We start from the raw sequence: 14,422 nt of genomic DNA, 5'->3' as shown, positions 1-14,422 counted from the left end.
CTAATCGGCCGGGCGCCGTCTACGCGTCCCTGAGTTTGACGGAGAGTGCCGGACCGGGTCCGGCTTTAACCACGACAGCGACAAGCATTGCGCATGCCTATTGCGCAACCCGCTTTGCAACCTCCGCTTTTATGACGTGTTGAAGCTTATCGGACCAGTGAGAACGCTTCCCGGCTGGCAATTTCACCCGCGCCATAGACGCCTACCACCGTATAGTCCGACGCCACACATTCGAACGTCGAATCCTGAAACGTAATCACGAAATGGCGCTGCGCCGGGCCTGCCGATCCGACCGCCGCGATTTCCGCGGCCAGCGACGAATTCTCGACTTCATGCGCCGAATAGCCGGACAAACCTTGGCGCGTTAGTGGATGAATGTCGAGATCGACGTCGCCCGGCGGACCCAGCCGATGAAACAGAGCGTCTGCAAACAGCACCGTGCAGAAGGGATCGTCGTCGGGATCGAACGGTCCGAACCGATCGAAGTCGGTCTCCGCAATCGGATAAGCGAGAATCACGCGCCGCTCGCTCGCGACAATGAAGGGTTCGGCGGCGTCGGCCGCCGGATGAGGAACCGAGTCCAGCAGGACGACCAGATCTTCCTGCCGGGGTGCTTCGATCGGGCCTGGCATCTATTTCATGGCTCCATGGCGCTCATGCGCTGGCTTCAACCTGGGCGGTTTGCGGCGCTGCCGCAGTGCTGGGCGCGGCAGTTTTCGCAGCAGCTTTGCGAGCCGGCGCTTTCCTGGCCGCTTTCGCTGCCGTCTTCTTTGCAGTGGTGTTTTTAGCGGCGGGCTTTACGGCGGTTTTGCCGGCGCCTTTCTTTGCCGCTACTTTCCTGGTCCCCGCCGCGGCCTTTTTCGCGGCAGCCTTTTTCGCCACGACTTTCTTTGCAGCGGCTTTCTTGCTCACTGCACCACTCGTTGCCGCCGACCTGGCTTTACCGGCTTTCGTGGCCGCTTTAGTAGCAACCTTTATTGCGCCTTTTGCGCCTTTTGTGCCTTTTGCGCTTTTTGCGCCTTTCTGCCCAACACTGCCCGGCGCGGCGGTTGCGCCGTCAATCAGGAATTTGCTGCGGTCTTTGACGGTTGCAAGCCATGCGGGCGCCGGACCCCGACCACTCCAGGTTGCGCCGGTTTTCGGATTGAGGTACTTGGGCGGCTGCGCGCCTTTCGGCTGACCCTTGGTGCGCTTTGCACCCGACACCGCGGCTTTTGCCTCGGACTGAGGTTCGCTTGCGCCTTCGATCAGGAATCGACTGCGGTCTTTGGCCCCGGCGATCCAGCCCGGTGCGCGGCCATGGCCCGTCCAGGTAGCGCCGGTTTTATGGTCACGGTATTTGGCCGCTTTGACCGTGCCCATGTTCTTCGACTTCTCATTTCCGGCATGACCGTTCAGCCCTCGCGCCGAACGCGTTGCTTTGGCGCTGCCCTCGATATCCTCAGTAGTCAGGCCGTGCTTGAGCATCAGGTCCCGAATCTCGTCGACGACGACTTTTGTTTGCCTGGCAATAAGCGCGTCGGCTTGCGCCTGAAGTTTTTTGAGCTTTGCCTGGATTTGCTCTAACGTTGGCATTTGATTCCTCCGTAGGTGGTAATCGTCGAACTATGCCATGAATGAAAGAAGAAAGGCAGATCAATGTGGCCTTTCGGACACCGAGCGGCCTAATAACGTCGCTTGCAGGTAACAAACTTTCAGGTTCACTACTCAATTGCCCAATCTTTGTTCGTTTTCTTTACCTTTCCTTCACACTCTTCTATTTGCCTTTGCAACTCCGCGAGTACCGCAGTTCACGTCGGCGTAAAAACAACGGCCTGGCGATCGGCTATGTACCGCACACTACGTACAAAGCGGTACTGTTGTCCGTCCGCTGTTATCCGGTTGAGCCCGAGGCGCGTCAACGCCAGCATCTCGTCCGCCTGGAATGCATCGATCACGCCGGAATCCGACATATCGTCCAGCGAACCCGACGGATCGCCGACATAAACGCTGCGCACCTGGACGCCGATCCGCATCAAAACCACGCTTTTCCCTTTGTCGAGCGCCAGTTCAAGATAGCCGGCGAGCGTGCGTAGCGACGCCGGCGTGCAAGTATGAGACTGATAGATCGCGGCATTCGATGGTGTCATTCGTGTTTCCCCGGGACCGGCATCAACGAAAAGGCGCTAGCTGTGCTTCTCAGCAATGGCCGTTTCTACTATAGGCAAGCATTCGAATATTCAAAGGACAGCAGTTCATTTTCATTCGAGCGGGAGCTTTCGAAGCGTCGAGTTCCGAGACGCCAGCCATCAGCCAGGCAGAACCCGTTTGTAAGCGACGAAAACGTAGGCGAGGACTGCCGTAACTGTGCGTTACGGATCTCGCAGCACTGTTTCACCTCTGTCCCCGCCGCGCTTCTACACTTAGGACCGTATTCAGCGGCACGCTGATTCACAGGGAATCAACCGGCGGCATCGCGCTTCGACGCGCAAGGGAGAACGAAGATGAACAGGAAGATCATTGGCGCGGCACTCGGTCTGGCGATTCTGGCGGCCTCTTGCGCCGCCTCGGCGCACGTCGATGTGGCCGTTGGGCCAGGCTTGCCGGTAGCGGTCGAGACAGCCCCGTCCGTCTATATCGGCCCTCCGGTAGCATACGAGCGAGCGCCGGTTGCTGTCGCCTACCGTGACGATGGAGGCTGGCGTGCGCGGGAATGGCGTGAGCGCCGCGAATGGCGGGAACATGAGTGGCGCCGGGAATCGTGGCGCGAACATGAATGGCGGGAACATAATCGCTGGGGTGGCTATTGAAAATAAATCCAATCGCTCCACCTTCGGGCATCTCAACCACACGGTACTTTCAGATGAAAGCTGGTTTTATTAAAGTTGCTCTCGCGGCAGTGGCACTCACTTGCGCGATGACCGGCACGGCGAACGCCGCGGGCTGCCTCAAGGGCGCGGTCGTGGGCGGCGTCGCGGGGCATTATGCCGGCCACCACGCGGTAGTCGGCGCCGTGGGCGGATGCATCGTGGGACGGCATGTGGCGAAGAAACACGCCCAGGAGGAGGCCGCGCAGCGTCAGCAGGCGAAGATGCAATAAGCCTGGCGGTCCCGCCGACTCCGGCGGGCCGCCGCTCAATTCTTGTGGCAACTTCAAGGAACTGTTTGCGGCGGCGCGCCTTTCATCGTCTTACATCCGTTCATTCGCGCGATCCGCGGTCCACAGGCACAACGTCTTTAGTTCAGGCGAATGTCGGGAGCAGTGCGCACTTCCGCTACCTTGAGCAGATCGAGAAAGTTTTCCGTGCCCTTGCCGGCGAAACCGATCGCGGCAACCCCCACTGCACTGTTTTCCCATTCATGACGGACACCGAACTGTCAGCGGCGATTTGCCGCCCCAAGAAAAAACCCCGCAGCGGTCAGCCGTGCGGGGTTCAATTCTCAGAACATGTCGAGCGTCATTGTTTGACGATATCGACCAGTTCCACTTCAAACGTCAAGTCGGTGTTCGGCGCAATCGGACCGACGCCACGGTCGCCATAAGCGGTTGCAGCCGGGCAGGTCAGTTTGGCCTTGCCGCCTACTTTCATCTTCTGAACGCCCTGAGTCCAGCACGGAATCACGCGATTGAGCGGGAAGGTCGCCGGACCGCCATGCTTTGCGGAACTGTCGAACTCAGTGCCGTTCGGCAGCGTGCCGCGATAGTTGACCTTCACGACATCGGTCGCTGTCGGTTGGGCGCCGCTGCCCTGCGTCAGATGTTCGACGATCACGCCGGACGGCAGTTTCTCGGTGACGGTCGCGGCGGCCATTGCCGTCGTGGAAAGAACAGCCGCGGCAATCAAAGCAACGATAGATTTCAAAGCAAGTCTCCAGTTGGGAAATCCGCGCCATTGTAGCGGATCGTCTATTGCGAACCGTCGGCTCGCGTGCCCTATATAACCGGCTACGAAGAAATGAAAGCTCTGCACCGGCGTTTCAATCGAGGCATTGAACCACACATCGCCCCACCGGCGGCGCCTCACTGCGCGCAGTGAAATCCGCGAGTACCGTTTCTCGCTCACGGATGTCAGCCAGTACGTCTGGATCGAGGAGCGCGGTGATCACCTCGTCGCGGTCGCGGGCCGCTTGCGCGATGACGTCGCCGTAGGGGTTCCAGATGGCACTCGCGCCGCAGGTGGCCCAGCCGCCCGTCATGCCGACATGATTGGACAGCAGTACGTACATCGTGTTGTCGAAAGCACGGGCGGGGAACCAGATGCGCGACTGGTGATAGCCGGTCTTTGCCCTGAAGAGCCCACTCGCCAGATACCCGTGCGCCCCATTGACCGCCGCAAGCCGTGCGTGCTCCGGGAAGCCCGAGTCGTAGCATACGCTGGGAGCAAGCCGCCATCCCTCGAGTTGCAGCAGCATGCAGCCTTGCGAGCCGGACTGATAGTTCCGCGACTCACTGCGGAACAGATACTGCTTGTGATAAGGCTCGAGCTGATCGCCGGACCGGCTGAAAATCAGCGACGAAATCTGCAGAGCACCTCGTTTGCCCGGACCCCGCGTCGCCGCGCCGACGATCACGGCGATCCCGCGCTCACGGCACTTCGCGCGAATCGGGTCGAGCCGCGCATCGTGCGCATCGAACGCGTACTTCGCGGGGTCGCCGGCAATCAGGTCCGGTTCATAACCGCTCAGGAATTTTTCGGGAAAAACCACCAGCTTCGCGCCGTGCCCGGCGGCGATATCGGTCAGTTCGACCGTTCTGGCGATGTTGGCCGCCACGTCGCCGCAGACCGCTTGTGCCTGTGCTGCCGCGATTCGCAACGAGGTCTGCGGCAGCGATGTCTGTAAAGGATTCAAATGCGAACTCCATAGTAGATGAGTCGTTGCAATGCACCCTGGGCGTTCAACGCAGCAATGCGGGGGAGCGCGGCCCCGCGCATTTAGTCATGGACTGTGCCCAAAGTCAGTGTGAACCTGCGCACGTGAACCACCGGCAGGGTATGCAGTCCACACAGAGATCTACGGCGAGCCGTTGAATTACAGATCGCTCCGACTCAAAAGAGTACTTTCGATGACCGAACCGGTTGATCCCGACGAGCCCGTCCTTCCCGGGCCCGCGGCCGTGCCTGCATCACGCCGCGCGCCCCGGCCGCGTCGAATTCCGCGCAGCCGCGAACAACAGGCACGGCTCGACGCGCAGGAGCCGGCTTTCGAGCCGATCGCCTTTTCGCTCGACGACGCCGCCGCGCGCCGCCCCTTCGCCGACAAACTCAACGAGTGGTTCCAGGCGCGCGGTTGGCAGCCGTTCGAATTTCAGCGTGAAGTGTGGTTGGAAATCGGCCGGGGGGCGAGCGGCTTGCTGCACGCGACCACTGGAGCCGGCAAGACATGGGCCGTGTGGTTCGGCGCGCTGGCCGCCTTTTCGTCTGACAGAGCGCCGGCGCGCAAGGGCTCCGCGCGCACGCAGCCCGAACCGCTTACCGTGCTGTGGATCACGCCGATGCGCGCGCTCGCCGCGGATACCGCCCGCGCGTTGCAGAGTTCGGCCGCCGAGCTTGCGGTGCCCTGGAGCGTCGGATTGCGCACCGGGGACACGTCATCCGCCGAACGCTCGGGGCAGAACCGGCGCATGCCGTCGGCGCTCGTGACGACACCCGAAAGCCTCACACTGATCCTCACGCGGCCCGACGCGCGCGATGTACTCGCACACGTGCGCCTCGTGATCGTCGACGAATGGCATGAGCTGCTCGGCAACAAGCGCGGCACGCAAACGCAACTCGCGCTCGCGCGTCTCGTTCATTGGCGGCCCGATGTGCAGGTGTGGGGCTTGTCGGCGACGCTGGGCAACCTGGCCTTTGCCGCCGACGTATTGCTCGCGTCCGTGCAGACGCCGTGCGTGAGCGTGCATGGCGCGCTGCCCAAAACGCTGATTGTCGATACGGTGATTCCCGAGACCATCGAGCGCTTTCCGTGGGGCGGTCATATGGGCATGCGCCAGGTCGGCGCGGTAGCCGACGCGATCGGCGACGCGCAAACGTCGCTCGTCTTCACCAACACCCGCTCGCAGTGCGAAGTGTGGTATCAGGCGCTGCTGGAAGCGCGGCCCGAATGGGCCGGACGAATCGCGCTGCATCACGGCTCGCTGGATCAGACAGTGCGCGAGTGGGTCGAACGTGGACTGAAGAACGGTTTGCTGAAAGTGGTGGTGTGCACGTCGAGCCTCGATCTCGGAGTCGACTTCCTGCCCGTCGACCGCGTGTTTCAGATCGGTTCGCCCAAGGGCGTCGCGCGTCTGATGCAACGCGCGGGACGCTCGGGGCATGCGCCGGGACGTCCGTCGCGCGTGACGATCGTGCCCACGCATGCGCTCGAACTGGTCGAAGCCGCCGCCGCACGCGAGGCCGTCGAACAACGTCGCATAGAAGGCCGCGAAACGCCGGACAAACCGTTCGATGTGCTGGTGCAGCATCTGGTCACCGTGGCGATCGGCGGCGGCTTCGATGCGCGTGATCTGTACAGTGAAATTCGCGGCACTTACGCGTACCGGCAACTGACGCAAGCGGAGTTCGATTGGGCGCTCGGCTTCGTCGAAGGCGGCGGCGCGGCGCTGCGCGCCTATCCCGACTATCACCGCGTAGTACGCGAAAGCGACGGACTGTACCGTGTGCCGCGCGAGGACCTGGTGCGCAGGCATCGCAACAACATCGGCACGATCGTCGCAAACGGCACGTTGAATGTCGCCTATCTGACGGGCGGACGAATCGGCGCAATCGAAGAGTCGTTCATTTCGCGGCTCAGACCCGGCGACGTCTTCACCTTCGGCGGGCGCGCGCTCGAATTGATCCGCGTGCAGGAGATGACCGCGTGGGTACGTCGCGCGAGTTCGTCGCGTGGAGCGATGCCGCAATGGGCGGGCAGTCGCATGCCGCTGTCGTCGGAACTCGCCGACGCGACCTTGGCGATGCTCGCACGCGCCGCCGCCGGCATCTACGACGAGCCGGAAATGCGCGCGGTACGGCCGTTGCTCGAATTGCAGCAGAAGTGGTCGGCTTTGCCCGAACCTGGTGTGCTGGTGGTCGAGTTGCTGAAGTCGCGCGAGGGACATCATTTCTTCTGCTATCCGTTTGCGGGTCGTACCGCGCACATCGGCCTCGGTGCATTGCTCGCATGGCGTGCCTCGCGCGAACGGCCCGGCACCTTTTCGATTTCCATGAACGACTATGGATTCGAACTGCTTTCTGCACAACCCTTCGATTGGGCCGCGCAATTGCAGGGCGGCGTGCTGTCACTCGACGAACTGGAGCATGACATTCTCGCGAGCCTCAACTCTTCGGAACTCTCGATGCGGCGTTTTCGCGAGATTGCGCGCGTGTCGGGACTCGTGTTCCAGGGACATCCCGGACAGCAAAAAAGCGCGCGGCAGTTGCAGGCGTCGAGCGGGCTCTTCTACGAAATCTTCCGCAATCACGATAGCGGCAATCTGCTGCTCAACCAGGCCGATGACGAAGTGCTGCTGCAGGAACTCGACGCGCAGCGCATTCGGATCGCGCTCGAACGCATGAACGCGAGCCGCGTGGTCGTGAGCCGGCCCAGCAAGCCGACGCCGTTTGCATTTCCGTTGATCGTCGGACGCTTGCGCGAGAAGGTGAGTACCGAGAAGCTCGCGGACCGCGTCGAGCGGATGCTTGCCGAACTCGAAAAGGCAGCGCGCAAATGAAGGCTGTTTCGTTGACCGTCGAGATCGCCGGCCATCCGCTTGTATTGTCGAACTTGCGCGCCTGTTTCGATCCGGTGCTGCGTTGCCTGTGCGTCGCCGATGCGCATTTCGGCAAGGATGCGGTGTTTCGCGCGCGCGGCGTCCCGGTGCCGGTCGGCTCGAGCGCCGACAATCTGATGCGCCTCGATATGCTGATCGCCGAATACGAGCCGGCGATGCTGGTCTTTCTCGGCGACCTGCTACACGCGCGCGAGTCGCATGCGACGCAGACGCTCGATGCGTTGCATGCATGGCGCGCCCGGCATGCGGGACTACGGGTCGTCTTGGTGGAAGGCAATCACGATCGGCATGCGGGTGTGCTGCCGCAGACGTTGTGTGTCGAGTATGTGCAGGAGCCTTGGGTTATTGGGCCGTGGGCGCTGTGTCATCATCCGCAACGGGTCGAGGATGCGTACGTGCTTGCGGGTCATCTGCATCCGGTTTATCGGCTCTCGACGCGCACGGATTCCGTGCGGGTGCCGTGTTTCCGCTTCGGTTTGGACTGTGGCGTGTTGCCGGCTTTTGGAAGCTTTACCGGGGGCGCGCGCGATGAAGGACGTGCGACTGGAGAGAAGGTGTTTCTGGTGGTACAGGAGCGGGTGATTGAGTTGGGTGCTGCGGTGAGGTGAGTGGACGGGGGCCGTCCACTCGTTACGCTTGGTCTGGCTTCGCCTGGTTTGCGACGGAGACCGGGGACTGCCGGCCTCCGCTTCTTCCTGCGGAAGGGCTGCTTTGGTTCAGTGGTTGCCACCGCCGTGACCACCGCCCTGGCCGCCGCCGTAACCCCCGCCATGACCCGATCCAAAGCCGCCGCCGAAGCCGCCGCCGTGGCCTGAGCCAAAGCCGCCACCGTGGCCGCCGTCGCCATGACCGCCGTCGCCATGGCCGCCTTCGCCGTGGCCGCTTGGGCCGTGGCCGCCGTCGCCGTGGCCGCCGTCTCCGTGGCCGCTCTGACCATGACCGCCGTCGCCGTGACCACCGTCACCGTGGCCGCCTTCGCCGCGACCGCCTTGACCATGACCGCCGTCGCCGTGACCGCCATCGCCATGGCCGCCGTCCCCGCGACCGCTTTGACCGTGACCGCCGTCGCCATGACCGCCTTCGCCGTGGCCGCTTTGACCATGACCGCCGTCGCCATGACCACCGTCGCCACGACCGCCTTCGCCGTGGCCGCTTTGACCATGACCGCCGTCGCCGTGACCGCCATCGCCATGGCCGCCTTCCCCGCGACCGCTTTGACCGTGACCGCCGTCGCCATGACCGCCTTCGCCGTGGCCGCTTTGACCATGACCGCCGTCGCCGTGACCGCCTTCGCCGTGGCCACTCTGACCATGACCGCCGTCGCCATGGCCGCCTTCCCCGCGACCACTTTGACCGTGACCGCCGTCGCCATGACCGCCTTCGCCGTGGCCGCTTTGACCATGACCGCCGTCGCCGTGACCACCATCGCCATGGGCGCCGTCGCCGTGACCGCCTTCGCCGTGGCCACCATCGCCATGGCCACCATCGCCCTGGCCGCCGTCGCCGTGACCGCCGTCTCCGCGACCGCCATCGCCGTGGCCGCTCTGACCGTGGCCGCTGTCGCCATGACCGCTGTCGCCGTGGCCACTGTCTCCACCACCATTCCCGTGGCCGCCATCACCTTTGCCACCGTGGCCGTGGCCACCATCACCATGATGACCACCATCGCCATGGCCACCGTCTCCATCACCACCATGGCCATGCCCATGACCGCCATCACCATGATGGCCACTGTCGCCATGGCCACCGTCTCCATCACCACCATGGCCATGCCCATGACCGCCGTCGCCATGATGACCACCGTCGCCATGCCCGTGCCCATGTCCATGTCCACCGTCGCCACCATCACCACCATCACCACCGCTGCCGCCGTCGCCTCCGGTCCCCGATCCACCATCACCTGAGCCGCCGTTGCCCGCACCACCATCACCAGAACCACCGCCAGAACCACTGCCGGAACCACCACCCGTGCCACCGCCCTTCCCGCCTGCATTGCCGCCACCGCTTCCGGTGCTGCCCGTTCCCAGTCCACCCGAGCCCGAGTTGCTCACACCGCCATTGTTGCCCGATCCCAACCCCGCCGAGGACGTGCCGGTTCCATTCCCACCTTGCGGCCCCGCACTCGCCGTCGTTCCCACATTCGCCGCAGCAATTGCCCCGCGGCCGCCGCCCGTGAACAGGGCATCGCTTTGCGGCCTGCAACCAGGGAAGCCGGACGCCGGACAGCCGCCCGACGATGTCTGCGCAAGCACCAGCGTCGAACCCGGCAACCGTGCATCGGATGGCGCCGGATTCGTTTGAGCGCCCGCCATCGCCGCGTACAGACCCACCGCGACGGCCAACACGGCCTTGCACGTTCCCAGCGCCCGCGCGTCCCCGCTTTGCTTTTTCATTTCACTCTCCTAACTATTCATATAAAGTGACCGGTCCGAACAACGAACGAATTTCTGTTCACCGTTAAAACGAAAAATTCAAAGCCCAGTCGACGCTGCGTCATGCGATGCAAAAGCGCATCGCAGATGGCTTCTCTCTCGCGCGCAATTCCGGTCCGATTTGGCGCTATTCGAAAGAATCAACTGGCTGCGCGCGAAGCTCTTCGTTAGAACGGCACAGCAAGGCCTGATGGACGTTGAAGTTATGCGCAGCGCCACGCGATGACCGTGCGTTAGCCCACGCAATGGGCTATTGCAAATCAATGCCAAGGGGTTCAGGTATCGCCGGTTGTCACGAAGCGCCGCTTGAAGAGCGCATCTAACGCCGGGAATTTCTATAGATATCTACGCACTCCGAACTATTTCGTTCCGATTTTCCGGTCACTTAATTGCAAAAACGAAAACCGACAACAAATCTTATGTGTCGGCGTGCGGAGCGGCCAAGGGTTAGCGTGTCGTTGAATTGATGCGTGCTGCGATGGAAAAGCGATCCACTGCGCACGTGTCTGTTTGATGGCACTCGCTCTCTGACGACAGTCGTGCGTTTGTGTGCGGAATAGCACTCAAAAACAGTCGCGGATACGTCATCACCCTGTTACTCGGAAAAAGACCGGTGAACGCAAAACGCGAATCAGGCGACAGCCGCACATCGCGGCTTGATCACCGAACGAACACCGATGCTTCCGTCCGAACAATCGATGTTGGTGGCGCAATCGCAATGGATGGGGTCCCGAGCAGTTGCACCCCGCATGCACCGGAAAGATCCGGCAGCATGGTCGCCGCACGCATCCATCCTCTTCAGCTACAAGCCCCGCCTGCTGCGGACCACCACGCCAACTCAGCCATTGCGACGGTCCGCTCATGAAGGGCGGAAGACCCCACGCATTGCACAGATACGCGGGGCTCGCGCCAAGTGTCGCCGCGCGACCATCAGCGCGGCGCACACCAACACTTGCTCGCGCAAAGTTTTACCAATGCGTTTCAATTATCCACGGCATCGGCACGCGTCGGCGCGGCCGGGGGGGGCCGTCGATGCTTGTCGCGCGAGCGCTCGCGCGCACACCGCCGCGAGCGCGGGTAAACCTGTGTTTGACTTGACGGGACGGCCCCGTTTACTGGACGCACACCAAGCTCTCAATACGCTTTCATTTTGCTTGGCTTTGCTGCATACACTTTCCCACGAGGTAAGCCATGGTCAACGTTTCCAGCAGTGCAATCGACGACTTGAGATCGACGATCCGGGGGCAGTTGCTGCGCCCCGGCGACGCCAGCTTTGATCAGGCGCGCAGCATCTGGAACGCGATGATCGATCGGCATCCGGCGATGATCCTGCGTTGCGCGGGCGCCGCCGACGTGCGCCGCGGCGTCGCGTTCGCGCGCGACAACGACCTGCCGCTGGCGATACGCGGCGGCGGTCACAACATAGGAGGCAGCGCGCTGTGCGATGACGGTGTCGTGCTCGATATGTCGTCGATGAAATCCGTGCGTATCGACCCGGTAGCGCAGCGGGCCTACGTCGAGCCCGGCGCGACGCTTCACGATTTCGATCACGAAGCGCAGGCCTTCGGGCTTGCTACGCCGCTCGGCATCAACTCGACCACGGGCGTCGCGGGCCTGACGCTCGGCGGCGGCTTCGGCTGGCTGAGCCGCAAGTACGGCATGACAGTCGACAACTTGCGGTCAGCGGACATCGTTACCGCCGACGGCGAGTTGCTGCACGTCAGCGCGGATTCGCACGAGGATCTGTTCTGGGCGATTCGCGGCGGCGGCGGCAATTTCGGCGTCGTCACGCTATTCGAATTCCAGCTGCATCCGGTCGGCCCGCTCGTCTACGGCGGCCTCGTCGTCCTGCCCATCGAACAGGCAAAGGACGCGCTGATGAAATACCGCGCCGCCGAAAGCCCTGATGAACTCAGCGTCTGGGCGGTTGCGCGGCTGGCGCCGCCCCTGCCGTTCCTGCCGCCCGACGTGCACGGTAAGCCGGTGCTCATCTTCGCGATGTGCTATAGCGGCCCGCTGGAAGACGGCCCGTCCGCGGTGCAACCGGTGCGCGGCTATGGCACGCCGCTCGGCGAACATCTCGGCCCGATGCCTTACGTGGCGTGGCAGCAGGCGTTCGATCCGCTGCTCGCGCCTGGCGCACGCAATTACTGGAAGTCGCACAACCTCGCCCATATCGAGGACGGCCTGATCGACGCGCTGCTTCAGGCGATCGGCGATCTTCCGTCGCCTCAGTGCGAGATTTTCTTCGGGAAGCTAGGCGCGCAAACGCAACGCGTCGCGGTCGCGGCCACGGCCTATCCGAGCCGCGACACGAAGTACGCGATGAACGTGCATGGCCGCTGGGACGATGCCGGCGACGACGAGCGCTGCATCGCATGGTCGCGCGCCTTCTTCGATGCCGCTGCGCCGTTCGCGCTCGGCAGCGTCTATGTGAACTTCATGACGCAGGAAGAAGGCGGCCGCGTCGCCGATGCATACGGGCCCAACTACGAACGGCTCGTCGCGGTAAAAAGCCGCTATGATCCGCACAATCTGTTTCGTTGCAATCAGAACATTCGTCCGGCCGCCTAGCTTGCCCTGGCTTGCGTGAGGTGGCTCACGTCAGTTCAACGGGGAATCGCGCGCCCGTATGCGCGATTCCCCGTCGCATTGCGCGAATTGCGCTGCCGCTGCGCAGGCGGCGCGTTCGGGCACGCTATCTGCTCAGTAGCAAACATTCCAATGCTGGCCGTGACGGCCCGCATGCGAACGCAAGCAGATAGAACGAGTCGAATCGATGCAGGTCCCGCCACCTCTATAAGTCAAAAGGAAAATCATCATGCGCAGACGACAGTTCATCCTCACCGGCAGCGCTGCTTTGGCCACTGCAGGCCTCGGCCTCGCCGGTTGCACGACGACTTCGCCGGCTTCCAGCGCCTCGCCCGCAGCCAACGCCGGCAAGCGCGAGACGATCAACGCAGGCGTCGACTCGACGCTCGCGCGCCTCTACGAAAACGTCAACGGCTCGCGCGAGCTGGTCGCGAAAGCGCGGGGCGTGCTCGTGTTTCCGTCCGTGATCTCGGCGGGCTTCTGGATCGGCGGGCAGTATGGCGAAGGGGCCTTGCGTGTGAACGGCCAGACGACCGGTTACTACAGTACGGTCGCGGGCTCGTTCGGTTTGCAGATCGGCGCGCAGTCCAAAGCTCTCATATTCCTGTTCATGACCCAGGAAGCACTGGACAAATTCCTGCACAGCCAGGGATGGGCGGCCGGCGCGGACGCGACCGTCGCCGTGCTGAAGGTCGGCGCGAACGGCGCAGTCGACACATCCACGGCAACGGGGCCTGTCGAAGCATTCGTGCTGACGAACGGCGGCCTGATGGCCGGCGTGTCGCTCGAAGGGACCAAAGTTTCGCGTCTGATCATCTGACAGTCATTCGAAATCGTCAGGATCACTGACGGTGTTTGCCGTCACGTCACATCGCGGCCGGGCAGCCCCAGCGTGCGTGACGGCATGCCCGCCTCCGTTGCGGCGCGCCAGCGACATCGACACGCTCGACGCTCGACGCACAACGCCCACGACGCGTGCTCCGCGCTATTCCAGCGGCAGCGTCAGCGCCGCGATTTCGCAACGCGGCCACTGCCGCAGCACGTCGGGTGCGAGCAGCAGCTTGGCCGCGCGCACGCCTGCGCCCATGACGATCTGCGGGCGCTCCAGCACCGCGGCATCGACGAGCACGCGCCAGTCGGCCGGCAAGCCGAATGCGGTGATCCCGCCGAATTCCATGCCACTGTGCTCGACCGCCTGCTCCCGCCTGGCGAACGAGAGCCGCTGCGCCCCTAGCGCGGCCTTCACCGCGCCGTTGATGTCGAGCCGTCGCGCGCCCAGCGAGACCAGCGCCGCGTAATGCTCGGCGCCCTCCTTCTTATAGCGGACCACGATGGTGTTCGCGCAGTCTTCGAGACCGAAGCCATAGCGCGCGCTGAATGCGGCGGTGTCGGACGCGTCGTCGGTGACGGTAAAAACCGTCACGCCCCGAGCCGGCAACTGCTCGACGACATGCGCAGGCAAGTACGCGCCCAATTGGTCCGGTGCAATGACTTCCAGCTGCTTGACGAGTTCATGCGAGTGCATAGTGAGCAAAGTTATCTGAGGATCCCCTGGCATTCTACCGGCACGCCTCGCCGCGCGTGGTCGACGGCGCGGCGGCGGCAAGGTCCGACGCCCGCTTGCCACGACCACGAACGTCGACCGCGT

At 63.2% G+C, this 14,422-nt stretch carries 13 protein-coding genes; 7 read left to right on the top strand and 6 right to left on the bottom strand.

The window, feature by feature from the left end; genetic code table 11:
* Nucleotides 1–146: 146 nt before the first annotated feature.
* The 3 genes from ABQJ48_RS18610 to ABQJ48_RS18600 form a co-directional block, all read right to left on the bottom strand.
* On the bottom strand, nt 147–632 hold the full coding sequence (locus tag ABQJ48_RS18610) for a hypothetical protein (protein ID WP_367839474.1): 486 nt from the start codon (nt 630–632) through the stop codon (nt 147–149).
* A gap of 22 nt (nt 633–654) precedes the next feature.
* Entirely contained in the window at nt 655–1,575 is a 921-nt protein-coding gene (locus ABQJ48_RS18605; protein ID WP_367839473.1) for an H-NS histone family protein, read from the bottom strand.
* A 215-nt stretch (nt 1,576–1,790) separates the two neighbouring features.
* Entirely contained in the window at nt 1,791–2,129 is a 339-nt protein-coding gene (locus ABQJ48_RS18600; protein WP_367839472.1) for a hypothetical protein, read from the bottom strand.
* Between the two features lie 354 nt (nt 2,130–2,483).
* On the opposite strand from ABQJ48_RS18600, the gene ABQJ48_RS18595 reads away from it, so the two are divergent.
* Both ABQJ48_RS18595 and ABQJ48_RS18590 read left to right on the top strand, forming a co-directional pair.
* A complete protein-coding gene (locus ABQJ48_RS18595; RefSeq protein WP_367839471.1) occupies nt 2,484–2,789 on the top strand; it encodes a hypothetical protein in 306 nt (101 codons plus the stop codon).
* Nucleotides 2,790–2,842: 53 nt separating this feature from the next.
* Nucleotides 2,843–3,079, top strand: coding sequence for a hypothetical protein (locus ABQJ48_RS18590; RefSeq protein WP_367839470.1), 237 nt, complete (start codon nt 2,843–2,845; stop codon nt 3,077–3,079).
* A gap of 358 nt (nt 3,080–3,437) precedes the next feature.
* On the opposite strand, the gene ABQJ48_RS18585 is transcribed toward ABQJ48_RS18590, so the two are convergent.
* Together ABQJ48_RS18585 and ABQJ48_RS18580 are read right to left on the bottom strand one after the other, a co-directional pair.
* Nucleotides 3,438–3,791: an FKBP-type peptidyl-prolyl cis-trans isomerase gene (locus ABQJ48_RS18585; RefSeq protein WP_367839613.1), complete on the bottom strand. Its 354-nt coding sequence runs from the start codon at nt 3,789–3,791 to the stop codon at nt 3,438–3,440.
* Nucleotides 3,792–3,957: 166 nt separating this feature from the next.
* The gene (locus ABQJ48_RS18580) at nt 3,958–4,830 is read right to left on the bottom strand and encodes a carbon-nitrogen hydrolase family protein (protein ID WP_367839469.1); all 873 of its coding nucleotides are present in this window, start codon (nt 4,828–4,830) and stop codon (nt 3,958–3,960) included.
* A 214-nt stretch (nt 4,831–5,044) separates the two neighbouring features.
* On the opposite strand from ABQJ48_RS18580, the gene ABQJ48_RS18575 reads away from it, so the two are divergent.
* The 5 genes from ABQJ48_RS18575 to ABQJ48_RS18555 all read left to right on the top strand — a co-directional run bounded on the left by ABQJ48_RS18575 (nt 5,045) and on the right by ABQJ48_RS18555 (nt 13,594).
* Nucleotides 5,045–7,690, top strand: coding sequence for a ligase-associated DNA damage response DEXH box helicase (locus tag ABQJ48_RS18575; RefSeq protein WP_367839468.1), 2,646 nt, complete (start codon nt 5,045–5,047; stop codon nt 7,688–7,690).
* On the top strand, nt 7,687–8,358 hold the full coding sequence (gene pdeM / locus ABQJ48_RS18570; RefSeq protein ID WP_367839467.1) for a ligase-associated DNA damage response endonuclease PdeM: 672 nt from the start codon (nt 7,687–7,689) through the stop codon (nt 8,356–8,358). Before ABQJ48_RS18575 ends, pdeM begins: the two co-directional genes overlap by 4 nt.
* Before the next feature lie 222 nt (nt 8,359–8,580).
* Nucleotides 8,581–9,654, top strand: a complete 1,074-nt coding sequence (locus tag ABQJ48_RS18565) for a hypothetical protein (RefSeq protein WP_367839466.1) — start codon at nt 8,581–8,583, stop codon at nt 9,652–9,654.
* 1,719 nt (nt 9,655–11,373) lie between these two features.
* Entirely contained in the window at nt 11,374–12,756 is a 1,383-nt protein-coding gene (locus tag ABQJ48_RS18560; RefSeq protein ID WP_367839465.1) for an FAD-binding oxidoreductase, read from the top strand.
* 247 nt (nt 12,757–13,003) lie between these two features.
* Nucleotides 13,004–13,594, top strand: a complete 591-nt coding sequence (locus ABQJ48_RS18555) for a BPSL1445 family SYLF domain-containing lipoprotein (protein ID WP_367839464.1) — start codon at nt 13,004–13,006, stop codon at nt 13,592–13,594.
* Nucleotides 13,595–13,759: 165 nt separating this feature from the next.
* Here ABQJ48_RS18555 and ABQJ48_RS18550 read toward each other — a convergent pair whose 3' ends face one another.
* Nucleotides 13,760–14,299: a YbaK/EbsC family protein gene (locus ABQJ48_RS18550; protein ID WP_367839612.1), complete on the bottom strand. Its 540-nt coding sequence runs from the start codon at nt 14,297–14,299 to the stop codon at nt 13,760–13,762.
* Between the last annotated feature and the right edge of the window lie 123 nt (nt 14,300–14,422).

The sequence above is a fragment of the Paraburkholderia suaedae genome (assembly GCF_040812055.1).
Lineage (GTDB): Bacteria > Pseudomonadota > Gammaproteobacteria > Burkholderiales > Burkholderiaceae > Paraburkholderia.
The sequence above is the reverse complement of the archived record's forward strand: the minus strand, read 5'-3'. Positions and strand labels throughout refer to the sequence as shown.